The organism is Polaribacter sp., from assembly GCF_049276715.1.
In the GTDB taxonomy this organism is placed as follows: Bacteria; Bacteroidota; Bacteroidia; order Flavobacteriales; family Flavobacteriaceae; genus Polaribacter.
Genome location: NZ_JBASWY010000044.1, coordinates 271055 through 290223, shown reverse-complemented (window position 1 = coordinate 290223; position 19169 = coordinate 271055). Strand labels below are relative to the sequence as shown.

Annotated in this window: 13 protein-coding genes, 1 tRNA gene and 1 pseudogene; all 15 read left to right on the top strand. The window is 32.4% G+C overall.

Annotation, left to right across the window (positions count from 1 at the left end; genetic code table 11):
• The first annotated feature begins 84 nt into the window (after positions 1-84).
• The 15 genes and pseudogenes from WAO74_RS12215 (at position 85) to WAO74_RS12145 (ending at position 18659) form a co-directional block, all read left to right on the top strand.
• The gene (locus tag WAO74_RS12215; RefSeq protein WP_422162509.1) at positions 85-1164 is read left to right on the top strand and encodes an anhydro-N-acetylmuramic acid kinase; all 1080 of its coding nucleotides are present in this window, start codon (positions 85-87) and stop codon (positions 1162-1164) included.
• Positions 1165-1328: 164 nt separating this feature from the next.
• Complete coding sequence (locus WAO74_RS12210; RefSeq protein WP_422162507.1) at positions 1329-2555, top strand: Glu/Leu/Phe/Val dehydrogenase dimerization domain-containing protein; 1227 nt, start codon at positions 1329-1331, stop codon at positions 2553-2555.
• A gap of 13 nt (positions 2556-2568) precedes the next feature.
• Positions 2569-3978, top strand: a complete 1410-nt coding sequence (nhaD, locus tag WAO74_RS12205) for a sodium:proton antiporter NhaD (protein ID WP_422162505.1) — start codon at positions 2569-2571, stop codon at positions 3976-3978.
• 146 nt (positions 3979-4124) lie between these two features.
• Positions 4125-4814: a MotA/TolQ/ExbB proton channel family protein gene (locus tag WAO74_RS12200; protein WP_422162503.1), complete on the top strand. Its 690-nt coding sequence runs from the start codon at positions 4125-4127 to the stop codon at positions 4812-4814.
• A gap of 82 nt (positions 4815-4896) precedes the next feature.
• Entirely contained in the window at positions 4897-5289 is a 393-nt protein-coding gene (locus tag WAO74_RS12195) for an ExbD/TolR family protein (RefSeq protein WP_422162501.1), read from the top strand.
• A gap of 60 nt (positions 5290-5349) precedes the next feature.
• Positions 5350-6177: an energy transducer TonB gene (locus WAO74_RS12190; RefSeq protein WP_422162499.1), complete on the top strand. Its 828-nt coding sequence runs from the start codon at positions 5350-5352 to the stop codon at positions 6175-6177.
• A 49-nt stretch (positions 6178-6226) separates the two neighbouring features.
• On the top strand, positions 6227-6658 hold the full coding sequence (locus WAO74_RS12185; protein WP_422162497.1) for an adenylyltransferase/cytidyltransferase family protein: 432 nt from the start codon (positions 6227-6229) through the stop codon (positions 6656-6658).
• Position 6659: 1 nt separating this feature from the next.
• Positions 6660-7982 carry a UDP-glucose dehydrogenase family protein gene (locus WAO74_RS12180; RefSeq protein ID WP_422162495.1) on the top strand — a complete coding sequence of 441 codons (1323 nt, stop codon included), beginning with the start codon at positions 6660-6662 and terminating at the stop codon, positions 7980-7982.
• An 8-nt stretch (positions 7983-7990) separates the two neighbouring features.
• Complete coding sequence (locus tag WAO74_RS12175) at positions 7991-9199, top strand: bifunctional folylpolyglutamate synthase/dihydrofolate synthase (protein ID WP_422162493.1); 1209 nt, start codon at positions 7991-7993, stop codon at positions 9197-9199.
• A gap of 2 nt (positions 9200-9201) precedes the next feature.
• Positions 9202-10161, top strand: a complete 960-nt coding sequence (locus WAO74_RS12170) for a GDP-L-fucose synthase family protein (RefSeq protein ID WP_422162491.1) — start codon at positions 9202-9204, stop codon at positions 10159-10161.
• Positions 10162-10187: 26 nt separating this feature from the next.
• Entirely contained in the window at positions 10188-10547 is a 360-nt protein-coding gene (locus WAO74_RS12165; protein ID WP_422162489.1) for a four helix bundle protein, read from the top strand.
• A gap of 89 nt (positions 10548-10636) precedes the next feature.
• Positions 10637-11809 (top strand): annotated as a pseudogene (gene gmd, locus WAO74_RS12160) (GDP-mannose 4,6-dehydratase).
• A 176-nt stretch (positions 11810-11985) separates the two neighbouring features.
• Positions 11986-12060, top strand: a tRNA-Val gene (locus tag WAO74_RS12155).
• A 3251-nt stretch (positions 12061-15311) separates the two neighbouring features.
• The gene (locus WAO74_RS12150) at positions 15312-15695 is read left to right on the top strand and encodes an HU family DNA-binding protein (protein WP_422162487.1); all 384 of its coding nucleotides are present in this window, start codon (positions 15312-15314) and stop codon (positions 15693-15695) included.
• Between the two features lie 1680 nt (positions 15696-17375).
• On the top strand, positions 17376-18659 hold the full coding sequence (locus WAO74_RS12145; protein WP_422162485.1) for a nucleotide sugar dehydrogenase: 1284 nt from the start codon (positions 17376-17378) through the stop codon (positions 18657-18659).
• Positions 18660-19169: the final 510 nt, after the last annotated feature.

The following is a 19169-nucleotide window of genomic DNA, read 5'->3' as shown; positions in this document are numbered from 1 at the left end:
TTTTTTATTAAATTCATAATTTAAGACTGCAAATATATCGATTTCGTAACATATTAGAAACAGACTTTTATTATTTTTACTGATATGATTATAGATAATGTTTTTGCAATCGGAGTAATGTCTGGTACTTCTTTAGATGGGGTAGATTTCGTTTATGTAAAGTTTCAAAGCGATAATTACCAAGATTTTGAGATAATGCATGCTAAAACCTTTCCATATTCTAAAGAATGGAAACAGCTTTTACAGAATGCAATTCAATCACCTAAAAAGGAAATAGAAGATTTAGATATTTTATATGGTAAATATTTAGGGAACATTACCAATCAATTTATAAGTGAGTATCAAATTAAAAATATCGATTTTATTGCCTCTCATGGACATACAATTTTACATCAACCCGAAAAAGGAATTACCTTGCAAATTGGAAATGGACAAGAAATTGCAAATATTTCAAAGCAAAAAGTAGTTTGCGATTTTCGAACTCAAGATGTAAAATTAGGTGGGCAAGGAGCGCCTTTGGTTCCAATAGGTGATGCGTTGCTTTTTTCTGATTTCGATTTCTGTCTAAATTTAGGAGGATTTTCTAATATTTCTTTTAAAAAGGATGATAATAGAATTGCTTTTGATATTTGCCCTGTAAATATTGTATTGAATTTTTACGCCAATAAATTAGGTTTAGAATATGATGATGCTGGAAAAATTGCTTCTTCAGGAATAACAAATCAGCAACTTTTAGAAAAATTAAATTCGCTAGAATTTTACCAAAAAGAGCCACCAAAATCTCTAGGATTGGAATGGGTTCAAAAAGAAATATTTCCTTTAATTGATGGTTTTGAGTTGGATATTTCATCCATATTAAGAACTTTTGTAGAGCATATTGCCATTCAAATAAGTGCAATTATCCAAAATAACAGCAACGTTTTAATTACTGGAGGTGGTGTTTTTAATGATTTTTTACTAGCTCGAATGGAACATCATTCTAATTGTAAAATTGAGTTATCGAGTAAGAAATTAATCAACTTTAAAGAAGCTTTAATATTTGCTTTTTTAGGACTTTTAAAAGTCAATAATAAAATTAATTGTTTAAAGTCGGTTACTGGAGCTAGTAAAGATCACTCTTCAGGGGTTATTTTTTATCCAGAGTTTTTAAAACAAAAATTTTAACAATCATTTTTTTTACAGTAAGTTTGTAAACATCAGTTTTAATCAATAATAATTCTAAAATAAGTTTATAATATGAATCAACTTTAACTTCTCTAATCAAAATTTCCAATAAAAATTGCATTAGAAAATTATAATTATAAGTTGAAAAATTATCAAAATTAAACATGAAAGAATTATTAAAAAAATACGAAAATAAAGAACCAGAAATCGTTTTTAATTGGAAAGATGCTGAAACTGAGGCGGAAGGATGGGTGGTAATCAACTCTCTAAGAGGTGGAGCTGCAGGAGGTGGAACTCGAATGAGAAAAGGCTTGGATATGAATGAAGTGCTTTCTTTGGCAAAAACAATGGAAGTAAAATTTACAGTTTCTGGACCTGCAATTGGTGGTGCAAAATCGGGTATTAATTTCGATCCTCAAGACATTCGAAAAAAAGGGGTTTTAGAACGTTGGTACAAAGCTGTTGCGCCTTTGTTAAAAAGCTACTATGGAACAGGAGGAGATTTAAATGTAGACGAAATCCATGAAGTAATTCCGATTACTGAAGAAAGTGGAGTTTGGCATCCTCAAGAAGGTGTTTTTAACGGACATTTTAAACCAACAGAAGCAGATAAAATAAACAGAATTGGTCAATTAAGATTAGGTGTAATTAAGGTAATCGAAAACGAAACTTTGTCACCAAACACATCCAAAAAATATACAGTTGCAGACATGATTACTGGTTTTGGTGTGGCAGAAGCAGTGCGTCATTATTACAATATTTATGGAGGTTCTGTGGTTGGTAAAAAAGCAGTAGTGCAAGGATTTGGAAATGTGGGTTCTGCAGCAGCTTATTATTTAGCAGAAATGGGTGCGAAAGTTGTTGGAATTATTGATAGAAATGGAGGCGTAATTAACGAAGAGGGTTTTTCTTTTGATGAAATAAAACAGTTCTTTTTACATAAAGATGGAAATACTTTAGTTGCCAAAAAAATGATTCCTTTTGATGAGATAAATGCTCAAATTTGGAATTTACCTTGCGAAATTTTTGCGCCTTGTGCAGCATCTAGACTGGTGCAGCAAGAGCAAATAAACCAAATGATAGCCTCTGGTTTAGAAGTAATTTCTTGTGGTGCGAATGTGCCTTTTGCGGACAAAGAAATCTTCTTTGGGTCTATTATGGAAAATACAGATAAGCAAGTGAGCCTAATTCCAGACTTTATTTCAAATTGTGGAATGGCCAGAGTTTTTGCATACTTTATGGAGCGAAGAGTAGAAATGACAGATGAAGCCATTTTTAACGATACCTCAGAAACGATTAAAAGAGCTTTAGAAAAAACCTTTGAAAAAAGTCCTTATAAAACAAAAATAAGCGAAACCGCTTTTGAAATAGCATTAGAACAATTGATATAAATTAAATTTACATATGGAATCAATAATTATTATAGTATTTGTATTAGGTTATTTAGCCATTACATTAGAACACAATATAAAGTTAGACAAACTTATCCCAGCATTAATAATGATGGCAGTTTGTTGGGCAATTGTTGCATTAGGTGTAGATAGTTTTTCGACTTGGTTCGATTCTGCAAATCATGGTTTAGTAGATGGTTTTGCTTCTATGGTGCATGATGACAAATTACATTTGGTAGAAGAAACATTGCTACATCATTTAGGTAAAACTGCAGAAATATTGGTATTCCTTTTAGGAGCAATGACCATTGTAGAAATTATCGATTATTTTGATGGCTTTTCTACCATTAAAACCATCATTAAAACGAAAAAGAAGAAAAGTATTCTTTGGGTTTTTTCAATTTTAGCTTTTGTATTATCAGCAATTATAGACAATTTAACAGCAACCATTGTTTTAATTTCGATACTACAAAAAATTGTTAAAAATAGAGATGAAAGAATTTGGTTTGCAGGTTTAATTATTATTGCAGCAAATGCAGGTGGTGCTTGGTCTCCTATTGGAGATGTAACCACAACAATGCTTTGGATTGGTAATAAAGTAACTACTTTAAAATTAATAGAGTATTTACTGTTGCCTTCTATTTTATGTATGGCAGTTCCAACTTTAATTGCTTCGTTTTTACCTGCTTTTAAAGGTGAAATAGATTATACTGAAGAAGAGGATGACAAACCTAAAAGTAAATTTAGTGGTAGAATGTTGTTAATAGGGTTAGGTGCGATTGTTTTTGTACCTGTGTTTAAAACAATTACACATTTACCACCTTATGTAGGTATGATGTTATCTTTAGCAATCGTGGCAACATGCGCAGAAATTTACAGTCGTAGAAAATTTTCTTTAACAGATTTTAATACGATGGACGAATCTAGAGAACATGCAGCTCACAGCCCTGTTCATAGTTCTTTATCAAAAATAGAAATGCCAAGTATTTTATTTTTCTTAGGTATTTTAATGGCAGTTGCTGCTTTAGAATCTTTAGGTATTTTATTTAATTTTGCATCTACATTGCAAGAAACGGTTCCAATGATGGGAACAGAAATGCACATGGCAGATAATCATAGAGGAGTGTCTGATTTAGTAGTAATGCTATTAGGTGTAGGTTCTGCTGTTATAGACAATGTGCCTTTAGTAGCTGCAAGTTTAGGAATGTTTTCAGAACCTTTAGACAATGAGCTTTGGCATTTTATAGCCTTTTCTGCAGGTACAGGTGGTAGTATGTTAATTATTGGTTCTGCAGCTGGAGTTGTTGCAATGGGAATGGAAAAAATTGATTTCTTTTGGTATTTTAAAAAAATATCTTGGTTAGCATTAATAGGTTTTGTAGTGGGTTCAGCTGCATTTATGATTACCAGAACATTATTTTAAGAAGTAAATAAGAAGTATTAGAATACCATTTCAATTCGTTTTTGAAATGGTATTTTTTTGTGATATAAAAATTATTTTCTTTAGGGTTAGGAAACAATTTAAAAATAGATTAGTCGTTAATAGTATAGAATTTAAATAATAGTTGAATGATATCATTTTTTCAAGAAAATAAAGAATTGTTAGAAGAAGCTTTGCAAGAAGAAAAAACATTATCCATTTATAAATTAATTATGGATGGTGGTTTAGGAGGACAAATAATTATTGCCATCCTTTTTGTTTTATTGGCAGTTGCCTTATATATTTATTTTGAACGGTTTTTTGCGATTAAATCTGCATCAAAAGAAGATAAAAACTTTATGAATCAGATAAAAGACTACGTTTCTAATGGCAAGTTAGAATCTGCAGATGCGCTATGTAAAAGTAAAGACACACCAGCAGCAAGATTAATTGCCAAAGGAATATCGAGAATAGGCAAACCTTTAGACGATATCAATACAGCTATCGAAACAGCAGGGAAGTTAGAGGTGTATCAACTAGAGAAAAATGTGAGTGTTTTAGCAACCATTGCTGGAGCAGCGCCCATGATCGGATTTTTAGGAACCGTAATTGGAATGATTGTTGCCATTCATGCCATTGCAAATGCTGGTGGTCAAATAGATATTAAAATGCTTTCAGACGGTTTGTATACGGCCATGACAACTACAGTTGCAGGCCTAATTGTAGGTATTATTGCATATATTACATATAACCATTTGGTAGTGAGAACCAATAAGGTAATTTATCAAATGGAGGCAAAATCTGTTGAGTTTTTAGATTTGTTAAACGAACCAGTATAAAATTATTAAAAAATTAAAAGATTGAAATACTAAAAATAACAGTCTTTGAATTATTTAATTTTTAAATCTTTTAATATTAAAAATGAATTTAAGAGGAAGAAATAAAGTAGATCCAACATTCAATATGTCATCCATGACAGATATTGTTTTTTTACTGTTGATATTTTTCATGCTTACCTCAACCTTGGTAACAGTCAGTGCTATTGATGTGTTATTGCCAAAAGCAGGTGGAAAAACGGAGAATAACAAATCTGTTGCGATTTCAATAACAAACGAGTCACTTTTTTATATTGATAAAACTCAAGTGGATGAAAGCAATTTGGAAAATGAAATTCTACTATCTGTTGGAGCAGATAAAAAGAAAACCATTGTAATTAGAGGCGACCAAGATGTACCTTATAAAAATGTGATGCAAGTCATAGACATTGCAAATAAGAACAAATTAAAAATGATTTTAGCTGTAAAAGGCAAGTAAATAGGCTGTCAGTTCGAGTGATTCCGATTTTTTTTCAGAATTGTATCGAGAACCATAATTATGAAGATTTTAGAAACAAAACATAAAAGAAAATCAGCAATAATAACTTTGGTTATTCTGTTGCTTTTGTTGTTTGTCATATTTAATTACGGAATGAAATATTTAGATCCACCAGAAGAATATGGTTTGGCCATCAATTTTGGAGATTCGAATGTTGGTAGTGGAGAACCAGTAGAATTCACAAAAAAAGAAACTACTCCAAAAGTTGTTGAAAAGGAACAAGTGCTGGAAGAAGTGAAAGAAGTTCAGAAAGAAATTGTGAAAGAAGAAATCATTACAGATGATACTTCAGAAGAAATTCCTGTTGTAGAAAAAGTGAAAGAAGTAAAAAAAGAACCTGTAAAAGAAATCGTAAAAAAAGAAGAACCCAAAGAAAAGCCAAAACCAAAACCGTCTAAAGAAACAACAGACGCCTTAAATAGTTTGTTAAATGGAAACTCGGAAAATGGCAATCCAAAAGGAGAAGGAGATGATAAAATTAATGGAGTTAAAGGAGATTTAAAAGGTGATCCAGATTCGAACAAATACTATGGAAATACTGGAAATGGTTCTGGAGGAAATTATAATTTGGCAGGAAGAAAAGCATTGTCTAAACCCATAGAACAACCAGACTGTCAAGAAGAAGGAACCGTTGTTGTTAGCATTACAGTAGATAAAAACGGAAAAGTAATTAGTGCAATTCCTGGAGTAAAAGGATCTACAAATACAGCTGCTTGCTTATTAAAGCCAGCAAAAGAAGCGGCTTTAAGAACTACTTGGAACATCGATGAAAATGCTCCACCAAAACAAATAGGAACCATTATTTATAAATTTTCTTTAACCAAGTAATTATCAAATTTAGTACTTTTACTTTTTACAAAACTGAAAAAAAATAATTATGAAAGTAGGAATTACCTTTAGTGCTTTTGATTTGTTGCACGCAGGTCACATAACCATGTTAGAAGATGCAAAACGCCAATGCGATTATTTAATTTGTGGTTTGCAAACCAACCCAACTTTAGATCGTCCAGAAAAAAACATGCCAGTGCAATCTGTTGTGGAAAGATACATTCAGTTAAAAGGTTGCAAATTTGTAGATGAAATAGTGCCTTATGCTACTGAACAAGATTTAGAGGATGTTTTACGCTCTTTTAAGATTGATGTTCGAATTATTGGAGAAGAATACGCAAGCAAACAATTTACAGGTAGAAAATATTGCGAAGAAAAAGGCATTGATTTATATTTTAATAAAAGAGAACATCGCTTTTCTAGCAGTGGATTAAGAAAAGAAGTGCAGGAAAAAGAGAATTTAAAAAACAAAGATTTGTAGTTTGAATATTGCTGTAGTAGGTTGTGGCTATGTGGGTTTAACATCAGGAACTTGTTTTTCAGAAATGGGAAATACTGTATTGTGTATTGATGTTGATAAAACAAAAATTAAAAAATTAAATAAAGGAAAAGTTCCTATTTTTGAACCAGGTTTAAGTAGCTTAATTTCTAAAAACTTAAATAAAACATTATTTTTTAGCGATGATTTGCCAAAAGCGCTTTTAAAATCGGAAATTGTTTTTATTGCAGTGGGCACACCAATGAAAGAGAATGGAGAGGTGGATTTGCAATATTTCCTTAAAGTAGCGAAAGAAATCGGAGCGCATTTAGAGAAGAACATCATCATAGTAAATAAATCTACAGTTCCTGTGGGCACAGCAGATAAAGTAAAAGAAATAATTCAGAAAGAATTAGATTCAAGAAATATCAGCATTCATTTCGAAGTCGTCTCCAATCCAGAATTTTTGAAAGAAGGCACTGCAATTAACGATTTTATGAAACCAGATAGAATCGTTATCGGAGCCAACACAGATTCCGTTTTCGAAAAGATGGAACAATTATATTCTCCATTTTTTAGAACTCATGATCGTTTTATAAGAATGGACATTCGCTCTTCAGAAATGACGAAATATGCCGCAAACGCAATGTTGGCTACAAAAATTTCGTTTATTAATGAAATTGCTGTTATTTGTGAAAAAGTAGGGGCAGATGTAAATCAAGTACGAGTTGGTATCGGTTCAGATAGCAGAATTGGTTATAATTTTATGTATCCAGGTGCAGGTTATGGTGGGTCTTGTTTTCCAAAAGATGTAAAAGCCCTACATAAAATTGCAAGCGATTTTGGGTACGAAACAAAACTAATTGCAGCTGTAGAAGAAGTAAATGATGTCCAAAAATTAATTATTGCTCAAAAAGTAATCCATAGGTTTGGCGAAAATTTAAAAAATAAAACTTTTGCCATTTGGGGACTGTCTTTTAAACCAGGTACAGATGATGTTCGAGAAGCTCCAGCAATCTTTGTCATAAAAGAACTATTAAAAAAAGGGGCTAAAATTAAAGTTTACGATCCAAAAGCGATAGAAAGTGCAAGAAAATTTTATTTATCAGCATTAGAGAATATTACTTATTTCGATTCAAAATATCAAGTTTTAGAGAATGCTGATGCCTTAGTATTAATGACTGAGTGGAAAGAATTTCGCTCTCCAGATTTTGAGGAAATCAAATCAAAGCTCAACACACCCATAATTTTTGATGGTAGAAACCAATACCATAAATTTAACTTGAAAGAAAAAGGATTTGAATATTATCAAATAGGAAAAATTTAGTTTTTTCGATGACTTATAAAGAAACGACACAATGGATGTTTGCAAAATTACCTATGTATCAAAGAGATGGGAATTCAGCATTCAAAAAAGACTTGACCAATATTTTAGCATTTTCAGCACAACTTAATTTTCCTGAAAAAAAGTTCAAATCAATTCACGTGGGTGGCACCAATGGAAAAGGTTCTACTTCTCACATGTTAGCATCCATTTTGCAAGAAGCTGGATACAAAGTGGGTTTGTACACTTCACCACATTTAAAAAGTTTTACAGAAAGAATACGAATAAATGGAGCTGAAATTCCGAAAAGAAAAGTATCTACATTTATTAAAAAACACAAAGATTTTTTAGAAAAGCAGCAACTCTCTTTTTTTGAAATGACAGTGGGTTTGGCTTTCGATTATTTTGCCAATGAAAAAGTAGATATTGCCATTATAGAAGTGGGCTTAGGAGGAAGATTGGATTCTACAAATATCATCACTCCAGAAATTTCTGTAATTACCAATATTGGGTATGATCACATGCAATTTTTAGGAGAAACTTTGCCAGAAATAGCATCCGAAAAAGCAGGAATTATAAAAAATAAGGTACCTGTAATTATTGGTGAAGAGCAGCAAGAAGTGAAACCTGTATTTTTAGAAAAAGCGAAAAGCACAAATTCACCAATCTTTTTTGCATCTCATATTGATAAAGAGTATCAATCCGAATTGTTAGGAGATTATCAAAAATCAAACACGAAAACAGTAGTTGCTACAATTAAAAATTTAAAAGGGTATCAAATATCAGAAGAAAATATTACCAAAGGATTACTAAATGTTGTAAAAAACACGAATTTAAAAGGGAGATGGCAAATTTTACAAGAAAATCCAAAAGTAATCTGTGATACAGCACATAATGTAGATGGTTTAAAAATAGTTTTAAACCAATTAAAAAAAGAAAATTATTGTAATTTGCATATTGTTTTGGGTTTTGTTTCAGACAAAAAGTTAGAAGACGTATTGCCTTTGTTTCCTAAAAAAGCAACGTACTATTTTTGTAAGCCAGATATTCCAAGAGGTTTGTCAGCAGCTATTCTTTTAAGCCAAGCAAAAGATTTTGGGTTAATAGGTGCAAAGTTTTCCAGTGTTAAAAAGGCTTTTAAAAAGGCAAAATCAAAAGTGAAGAATAACGACTTAATTTATATTGGAGGCAGCACTTTTGTGGTTGCAGAAATTGTATAAAAATGATATTAGATAGAAATTCAAAAATATATATTGCAGGTCATAGAGGAATGGTTGGTTCTGCTGTTTGGAGAGCTTTAGAAAAAAAAGGATACAACAATTTAGTAGGTAAAACAAGTAAAGAGTTAGATTTAAAAAATCAAACAGCTGTATTCAATTTTTTTGAAAGCGAAAAACCAGATGTTGTTATAGATGCAGCTGCAAGAGTTGGTGGCATTTTAGCCAATAACGATTTTCCTTACCAATTTTTAATGGAAAACATGCAAATCCAAAATAATTTAATTGACTGTTCTGTGCAAAATAATGTTAAAAAATTTATATTTCTGGGGAGTTCTTGTATTTATCCAAAACTAGCTCCACAACCTTTAAAAGAAGAGTATCTATTAACAGATGTTTTAGAGCCTACGAATGAATGGTATGCGATTGCAAAGATTACAGGCGTAAAAGCTTGCCAAGCCATCAGAAAACAATTTGGGTTAGACTATGTAAGTTTGATGCCTACCAATTTGTATGGTTATTTTGATAATTTTGATTTAAAAACATCGCATGTGTTGCCTGCCATGATTCGTAAATTTCACGAAGCAAAACTGAATAACAATGAGCCTGTCGAATTGTGGGGTAGTGGAACACCCATGAGAGAGTTTTTATTCGTAGATGATATGGCTGAGGCTGTGATGTATGCGCTTGAAAATCAATTATCAGAATATTTGTACAATGTTGGTTCTGGAAAAGATATCACCATTAAAGAATTGGCAGAAACCATTCAAAAAACGGTAGGCCATAAAGGTCAAATTATTTGGGATGCAACAAAGCCAGATGGAACCCCAAGAAAATTAATGGATGTTTCCAAAATGGCAGCTATAGGTTGGGAATACGCTACAGAATTAGAGGAAGGCATTGAAAAAACCTATGATTGGTTTTTAAAAAATATTGAGGATATTAAAGAGGTGAAGTTAACATAGACTTTGACAATGACAAAGACTGACACATGAGAGATTTTAGAAAATATGATATTTGGATTCATGGATTAAATCTTGTTGAAGCTATTTATGTTTCTGTTGATAAATTTCCAACCAAAGAAAAATTTGGATTAAGTTCACAAATAACACGTTCAGCGGTTTCTATTCCTTCAAATATTGCTGAAGGAGCTTCTCGTTCATCTGAAAAAGATTTTACACGTTTTTTAGAAATGGCATTAGGGTCAGCTTTTGAACTAGAAACTCAGTTAATAATAGCTAGTAAAAGAGTATACATACAACAAACTGAATTAGATAAAAGTATTAAAATACTTACTAGTTTGCAGAAAAGAATATATGCCTTAAGAAAAAAAGTATTAAGTAAAGACTAAGACTAAGACTTCAATTTTGTCTTGGTCTTTGTTTCAGTCAATAAACAAGTTTTGATTAAAATACAGTTTTTCAAATAAAAATAAAGATGATGGAAAATAAACCAAAAGTAGCATTTATAACAGGAGTAACAGGACAAGATGGAGCTTATCTCAGCGAGTTTTTACTAAAAAAAGGATATCAAGTTCATGGATTAAAAAGAAGGTCGTCACTTTTTAATACAGATAGAATAGATCATTTGTATCAAGATCCACATGTAGATAATCGGAATTTTATATTGCATTATGGTGATATGACTGATAGTACCAATATCACACGCCTGATTAAAGAAATTCAGCCAGATGAAATATACAATCTAGCTGCAATGAGTCATGTTGCTGTTTCTTTTGAAACTCCAGAATATACAGGAAACGCTGATGGATTGGGAACACTAAGAATTTTAGATGCGGTTCGTTTACTCGGTTTAGAGAAGAAAACAAGAATATACCAAGCATCAACATCAGAATTATATGGTAAAGTTCAGGAGGTGCCACAATCAGAAACCACACCATTTTATCCGCGTTCACCTTATGCAGTGGCAAAAATGTACGCTTACTGGATCACTGTAAATTATAGAGAAGCTTATGGGATGTTTGCTTGCAATGGTATTTTATTCAATCATGAATCGCCTTTAAGGGGAGAAACATTTGTTACCAGAAAAATCACGAGGGCAACTTCTAGAATAGCATTGGGCCTCCAAGACAGGTTTTATCTCGGGAATTTAGATGCAAAAAGAGATTGGGGTCATGCCAAAGATTATATCAGAATGATGTGGATGATCTTACAAGCTGATCAAGCATAAGATTGGGTAATTGCCACAGGTAAAACAACGACAGTTCGAGATTTTGTAAGAATGAGTTTCGCAGAAGTAGGAATAGAATTAGAGTTTAAAGGAGAGGGTATTGATGAAAAAGGATATGTGAAAGGGATAGACCAAGAGAAATACTTAACAGCGGTAGGTGGAAACGGACAAGGAAAAACGAACAACCAGAAACAACCAGAAATAGGCAGGGAAGTGCTAGCCGTAGATCCCAAATATTTTAGACCCACAGAGGTCGATTTGCTTATAGGAGATGCCTCGAAAGCAAAAAATAAATTAGGATGGGAATGTAAATATAACTTGCAAGAACTTGTTGAAGACATGATGAAATCCGATATAAAGCTCATGAAAAAAGATCAATATTTAAAGGATGGGGGTTATGTTACCATGAATTATTTCGAATAACAGAAATAATTTAAAATAAAATCAGATTTTCTTTTGGAGATGATAAAATCTATACTATATTTGCATCCGTTTTAGGGCAATTAGCTCAGTTGGTTCAAAGCATACCGATTAAAATCGGTAGAGTACGGGGTCAAGCAAAGAAATTAAAATTCTTCCTTTAGGAATTAAAAAATAAAGGGCAATTAGCTCAGTTGGTTCAGAGCATCTCGTTTACACCGAGAGGGTCGGGGGTTCGAATCCCTCATTGCCCACATCAAATACAATCCTGTCGAATTTCGACAGGATTTTTTTATTTCAAAAAAACGCATGCTCGCATGACGTTTTTTTTGAAATAAAAAAATACGTTGCACGCAGTGCATAGGATTGCATTTGCAGTAGCGGTTTCAACCGGGGATCTGCAATCCCTCATTCTTTATAGTTTTTTTATCGATTTTCTATATGCAGTTTGCAAAACGTTTTTTTTGAAATAAAAAAATACGTTGCACGCAGTGCATAGGATTGCATTTGCATTAGCGGTTTCAATCGGGGATCTGTAATTCTTAAAACCCTTAATATTATCTCAACTTTATGAAGAGCTTTCATAAATACAAATGGTGTTGTCAGTTCGAGTAATTTTCTGACATTAGGAAGAAAATTGTATCGAGAACATATTTTTTAAATTTAGAGATTTTTCAATTCTCTTTTTTGTTGATAAATACTGAATCTAGTTCAGCACAGGCTTCAACAAAAAATCAAGAGAATCCCTATGAAATTGCTGTTCACCATTCTCTTCTATAATCCCTTAGTCTTTACCTTATTTTTCATTCATTTTCTATATGCAGTTTGCAAAACGATTTTTTGAAATAAAAAAATAAGTTGCACGCAGTGCATAGGGTTGCATTTGTAGTAGCGGTTTCAATTAGGGATCTGCAATTCTTAAAACCCTTAATATTATCTCAACTTTATGAAGAGCTTTCATAAATATGAATGGTGTTGTCAGTTCGAGTAATTTTCTGACATTAGGAAGAAAATTGTATCGAGAATTAGTTTCAATTACAAAGAATGAAGTAATCTCAAGGGTAAATTCATCAATAGACTGCTTCGTACCTCGCAGTGACGTCATAATTTAGCTTTCTCCATTCTGCTAATAACTTAACTCGCTGCTTTCAATTAAAATACATTATAATTTCAGTAATCCTCGAAATGAAAAGAATACTTTTTGGGCTCACGAATGTCATCGAACCTTATATCGAAATATCTTTATGAATAACAGTACTGTCAGTTCGAGTGATGTCGAGATACGAGACATTGTATCGAGAACTACTTGTTTTAACCCAAGCGCATCAAGGCCTTCAAAAAAACAATTGAGATGTAGAGGTTTTTCAATTCTCTTTTTTCTTGATAAATATTGAATCTAGTTCAGCACAGGCTTCAACAAAAAAACAAGAGAAACCCTATGAAATTGCTTTGCACCATTCGCTAGCCGTATTCCATGCGTAGTGCTGCGCACCGCACTTCCATACTATCGCTCATTATTTCTTGGGTTCTCACAGGATTATTATACAACGTAGGAAAGTTGGATTCGTTATTTGTAACTATATTTAATAAACACTGTTAACCGACCTATTTTATTTTTTGTTAGAATTCAATTTTTATGGAATGGTAAGCGTCCAAAAAGCTTGCGGTCTAGACGCGATAGTGGAATAGAAATTAGAATTGTAAAAAAATAAAAGTAAGTCTAGATTTTTTGAATACATCCTGAGCAAAGACGAAGGGTTGATCAAGCAAAAAGTATTAGCATTAAAAAATATAACTCTCTTTTGCCTTGTTGCACTCCGAACGCAAGTTCGGACCAAAGCAAAAAAACAAGAGAAACCCTATGAAATTGCTTCGCACCATTCACTAGCCGTATTCCATGCGTAGTGCTGCGCACCGCAATTCCTTACTGTCGTTCATTATTTCTTGGGTTCTCACAGGATTACTATACGGTGTATGAAAGTTGGACTTATTATTTGTAACTATATTTAATAAACACAGGCAACCAACCTATTTTATTTTGCGTAGAAATTCAAAAGATATGAAACGGCTAAGTGTCCAAAGAAGGCAGAACGTTAAGGAAATGTCCAGTGGACATTTATAGCGAATGAGCCAGCCTGCGCCAGGTGTCTGGACACGATAGTGTAATGTCTTATAGAATTTAAGTAAAATTAAATAAGTCTAGATTTTTTTGGTCGAAGCCTGTGCTGAACTTGATTCAGTATTCATCAATGGAAAAAAGTAAAGAGGAAATAAGTTTCATCTTTTGCCTTGATGCACTCCAAATCCAAGTTCGGACCAAAACAAAAAATCAATAGAAACCCTATGAAATTACTGCACACCATTCGCTAATCGCATTCCATGCGTAGTGCTTGGCACCGCACTTCCAGTTGGCTTCGCCAGATAGATGCCTTCGAATGAAATTTTATTTCATTCTCGGTAACGCTCATTATTTCTTGGGTTCTCGGGGAAGAGCTAAAGCTTATAGCAAACCCAATATCATCTCAGCCTGTGCCAAATTGTTTCAGTATCCTTATGGAGAGCTCTTATTAAACTATTATTACTATCAGTTCGAATAATTTTTTGAAGTAGGAAAGAAAACTGCATTCAAAATGTATACACTTTTTTTAAAAAACAAAAAGGTAAAACAATGAAATTTAATTCCATCAAAAATATATCAAAAAAGGCTTTTTTTGATAAATTTTGACTCAAATTTGAATAAAAATCATTGTTTTTTTTTAAAATACGCGCTGAAAAGTGAAAAATAACTTAGAGACTTATTAACAAATTTCCTCAAATCCGTATTAAAAAAGGGATCAATAGTATCTATTTTTTTGTGATGTATTTTGCAGTTGCCTATCAAAGTGCCATTTTAATGATGTAAAATATTCTTAAGATAAGCATTCACGGGAAACATAGATAAACAAAGGGCTAAAGCGAAAAAATATTTTGTTTTTTAGGTGTCTCATTTACTTGTTTTTATGTCATTGAAATTGTCATCTTTTTTAGTTAAAATCGGTAGAATAATTTTACATGTATTGTTGAAAACTTTGAAGTTAGTAGGTGTGGAGAGTATTGTTTTTTGTAAGAAAACTTCTAATATTAGCAATGCGAATAAGTATGCACAATACTCAATCGCAAAAAAAAAGCCTTAAAGTTGGTGCTTTAAGACCTTTTTTAAAACGGTAACACTTTAAGAAGTGTTTGTTTTGATTTTCAAGAATTCAAACATACAATACTTCTTAAAGCTTACCAAAATTTTTTTATTAAAAATAAAGCAGTCCACCAAACTGCAACAGGTAGCTTATGACTTAATTTTAGGATTACAAACTCCATTAAGTATTTGCTGCTTAGTGTTTTACGAATCAAAAACGCGATTTTTAGGGTGCTTAGTCACAGAGTTTTTAAAAGCGAGTATAGAGGTGTCTTGCAACCGTCTCTTAAAATATAGGTTGTAATTTTTTAGTAATTATTAAATTTTAATGTTATGGTCAAAATAAAAACCATTGAACGTCCAAATCCGCAGGACCGATTAGCGGATAATAAGTTTTACGCACAAGCAATAGCAACAGGTACAACCGATTTAGAAAGATTGGCGTATTTGGTGTCGCACCAAAGTACGGTTCGAGAGGCAGATTGTTATGCAGTGTTAATCTCGTTGATGCACAATGTTATCGATGAACTAGAGCAAGGCAGAATCGTAAAGTTAGACAAATTGGGAGCTTTTCAAATTGGTGTACGTTCGGAAGGAGTAGCAACTCCAGAAGAAGTTACCGCTAATTTGGTCAAGAAATCACATATTAACTTTAGGCCAGACAAGCGTTTGCGTAAGATGTTGCAAAATGTAGAGTTTACACATAGTACATTGTAAACAATCGGAATGGAGAGTTTAACAGCGGTTAGACTCTCCATTTTTTTCTTTTTTTTTAAGCAAATTTTCTAAAAACTCGTCCTATTGAGTTTTTAAAAGTAACGATACTTTTCATCAAAAGTATCGTTACTTTTTACAAAAAGTATTTAGTGTGTTGCGCAAGACTTCAGTTACTTTTAAAAAGGCACTCCTTTCTTTTTTTAGCTTCCTTATTATTTTAAATTTTATGACTTCTTATAGCACAAAAGCAATGTTTTGAGCTCTTTTTCTTGTCAAATACGCTACTTTTTAAGGAACTTTTACACGTATTTCTACCTTTTTTTTGTCAAAAAAACGAACCAAAAACATCTAGAATTGATTCATTTTAGACTTTTTTTAAGAGATATGGAGTAGCATTTCGTCCTTTTATCGAAACCATATAGGTGTTTTTCTGTTTAAAAGAATTTGTTTTTAAAGTGAAATTATTGTATTCCCAGTAAAACCTGTTATACATTTTGATAAAATTCTGTGAATTCCTCTGAATTTAACGATTGAAATGAGTGAAATTGGAATTAAGCATTAGAATTTTAGCCTCTAAACTAGTTCTCGATACGATTTTTTATCAAAAATCACTCGAACTGACATTATGGAATCCACTTTAAATTCGAAATGTACAACAAGATATATTATTATATTCATAATACTGTTTCTTATAATATGGATAGTCTTAAGTTTACATCGAAACCCGACCTATTTTATTTTTTGTTAGAATTCAATTTTTATGAAACGGCAAGCGTTCGAAGAGGGCAGAGCGTTAAGGAAATGTTCTGTGGACATTTATAGCGAATGAGCCAGCCTGCGCCAGGTGTCTGGACGGAATAGTGTAATAGAAATTAGAATTGTAAAAAAATAAAAGTAAGTCTTGATTTTTTGAATACATCCTGAGCAAGGACGAAGGGTTGATCAAGAAAAAATTATTAACATTAAAATAAAGAACCAACCTGTACTAGATTACTATAAAAATAATTTGGGTATTCTAAACCAAAAGATTGCTTCAATCGTGCCTCTTTCGCAATGACATGTAGGCTTTGATTAAGAAATAAACAACCTCATTTACAGTCATTGCGAGGTAAGAAGCAATCTCATTTTTAGTTGGCTCTATTAAAATGTTTCTTCAATCGTACTTTTTTCGCAATGATGTGCAGTTTTATATTAAGAAATAAAAAACCAAAGTTGGCATCATACCAGTGTTTTATACTACACTGGTTTTAGTAACGAAGCAATCTTATCGTTGAATTTACGAATTCATAAAGTTTCTCGTTGCACTTGTATTGTACAAAATGTCTTCGTTATGAGTCTCTGGGTTGTGCCGTTAATTTAACTAAATTTAATTGTTAATATCATCGAAATTTGTGTTGGGTGTAAAAAATTTAGCATCTAAACTAGTTCTCGATCTGATTTTTTATCAAAAATTACGCGAACTGACATTATGGAATCTATGATATATTCAAAACGCACAATAGGTTTGTCCTTGTTTTTACTTTCTTTTTGGAGTTTGCATTGTAATAGGTCTAAAAGTTAAAGGATAAAGTTCGCGATTAAAGTCCCTTTTTTTGTAATTTTGTACTAAATATAGAAAGGTTTTAGTAGCGGTTTACCATCTGCAATTAGTACTTAATCTTAGTTGTATTGAAAGCGAATATGAAACAAATAAAAATTACTGTTTTAGGATTAGGGTATGTAGGTTTACCATTGGCACGCCTCTTTGCTACCAAATATCCTGTGGTGGGTTTTGATATACATACAGAGAGAATAGCTGAAATCAACCAAGGAAAAGATACTACTTTAGAGGTGGAAGATGCTGTTTTGCAAAAAGTACTGAAAAAAGAAAATACTGATGAAATTGGACTTTATTGTTCCTCTGATTTAAAAAACACAGTAGATAGCAATGTCTATATCATTACCGTTCCTACGCCTATAGATAAAAATAACAGACCCGATTTAACGCCGCTCATCAAAGCAAGTGAGGCGATAGGGCAAGTATTAAAAAAAGAAGATGTTGTTATCTACGAATCTACGGTATATCCGGGAGTTACGGAAGATGAATGTGTTCCAATTTTAGAACGAGTTTCAGGACTACAATTCAACAAAGATTTTTTTGTAGGGTATTCTCCTGAGAGAATCAATCCGGGTGATAAAAATCACAGGGTAGAGAATATTTTAAAAGTCACTTCAGGTTCTAACGAATTCACGGGAAAATTTGTAGACAATTTGTATAAATCGGTAATTACAGCAGGCACTCATTTAGCCCCAACGATTAAAGTAGCAGAGGCTTCAAAGGTCATCGAGAACTCACAAAGAGATATCAACATTGCTTTTGTGAATGAATTGGCAAAAATATTTGGATTGATGAATATCAATACACATGATGTCTTAGCAGCAGCAGGCACAAAGTGGAACTTTCTGCCTTTTAAACCTGGTTTGGTAGGTGGCCATTGTATTGGCGTAGATCCTTATTATTTAGCACAAAAAGCACAAGAGTTTGGGTATCATCCAGGGATTATTTTAGCAGGAAGGCGTTTAAATGATAGTATGGGTGAATATATAGCTTCGCAGGTCATTAAGTTAATGATTGATTCTGATATTAAAATTAAAAATGCGGAGATATTAATATTAGGAATTACCTTTAAAGAAAACTGCCCTGATGTGCGCAATACGAAAGTGGTAGATGTTATAAAAGCATTGAAGGAGTACAGCACAAGTGTAACTATTTATGATCCTTTTGCCAGTAAGGAAGAGGTGCTTAGAGCATATAATTTAACAGCAACCAATGTCTTGCCAATAACAAAATTCGATGCCATTGTATTAACAGTGGCACATGATGCGTTTTATAATTTGGACCTAGAAGTTTTGAAAAAAGAGGAGGCAGTGGTATATGATGTAAAGAGTTTTTTGCCTAGTAATAGTGTAGATAAAACTTTGTAAGTTGCGGTTGATTATTAAGTAGAATAAGACTATGAGAAAGATAAAAAGGCAAACAAAATCTTTATTTTCCTCAAAGTAAAATAAGTCTATAAACCTGTTGTACATTTTTATGAAATTTTGTCAATTCAAGTGAATTTAACCTTTAGAATGAGTAAGATTTGTATCGAGCATAAGATTTTTAGTTGCTAAACTAGTTCTAGATACAATTTTTTATCAAAAATCACTCGAACTGACATTGTGGAATCCAATTTAAATTCAAAAGACATTGCATTTTATAAGTCTTCTAAACTACAAAGATTGCTACAGTCTTGCCTCTTTCGCAATGACGGACTGCCCTCGTAACCGTCATTGCGAGGTACGAAGCAATCTTGTTGTTAGGTATGCTAAATTTATTAAGTATTCTAAATCAAAAGATTACTTTTTGCTCTAACTGTTCTCGATACAATTCCGATGAAAAATCGGAATCACTCGAACTGACATCTAGATTTACTTTAAAAATCAGCATCTAAA

What these genes read in the sequence shown, in the direction of transcription:
- WAO74_RS12145 (WP_422162485.1), top strand. Translation starts at nt 17,376, where the DNA reads ATGAAACAAATAAAAATTACTGTTTTAGGATTAGGGTATGTAGGTTTA.
- WAO74_RS12210 (WP_422162507.1), top strand. Translation starts at nt 1,329, where the DNA reads ATGAAAGAATTATTAAAAAAATACGAAAATAAAGAACCAGAAATCGTT.
- WAO74_RS12215 (WP_422162509.1), top strand. Translation starts at nt 85, where the DNA reads ATGATTATAGATAATGTTTTTGCAATCGGAGTAATGTCTGGTACTTCT.
- WAO74_RS12195 (WP_422162501.1), top strand. Translation starts at nt 4,897, where the DNA reads ATGAATTTAAGAGGAAGAAATAAAGTAGATCCAACATTCAATATGTCA.
- WAO74_RS12185 (WP_422162497.1), top strand. Translation starts at nt 6,227, where the DNA reads ATGAAAGTAGGAATTACCTTTAGTGCTTTTGATTTGTTGCACGCAGGT.
- nhaD (WP_422162505.1), top strand. Translation starts at nt 2,569, where the DNA reads ATGGAATCAATAATTATTATAGTATTTGTATTAGGTTATTTAGCCATT.
- WAO74_RS12150 (WP_422162487.1), top strand. Translation starts at nt 15,312, where the DNA reads ATGGTCAAAATAAAAACCATTGAACGTCCAAATCCGCAGGACCGATTA.
- WAO74_RS12165 (WP_422162489.1), top strand. Translation starts at nt 10,188, where the DNA reads ATGAGAGATTTTAGAAAATATGATATTTGGATTCATGGATTAAATCTT.
- WAO74_RS12190 (WP_422162499.1), top strand. Translation starts at nt 5,350, where the DNA reads ATGAAGATTTTAGAAACAAAACATAAAAGAAAATCAGCAATAATAACT.
- WAO74_RS12170 (WP_422162491.1), top strand. Translation starts at nt 9,202, where the DNA reads ATGATATTAGATAGAAATTCAAAAATATATATTGCAGGTCATAGAGGA.
- WAO74_RS12175 (WP_422162493.1), top strand. Translation starts at nt 7,991, where the DNA reads ATGACTTATAAAGAAACGACACAATGGATGTTTGCAAAATTACCTATG.
- WAO74_RS12200 (WP_422162503.1), top strand. Translation starts at nt 4,125, where the DNA reads ATGATATCATTTTTTCAAGAAAATAAAGAATTGTTAGAAGAAGCTTTG.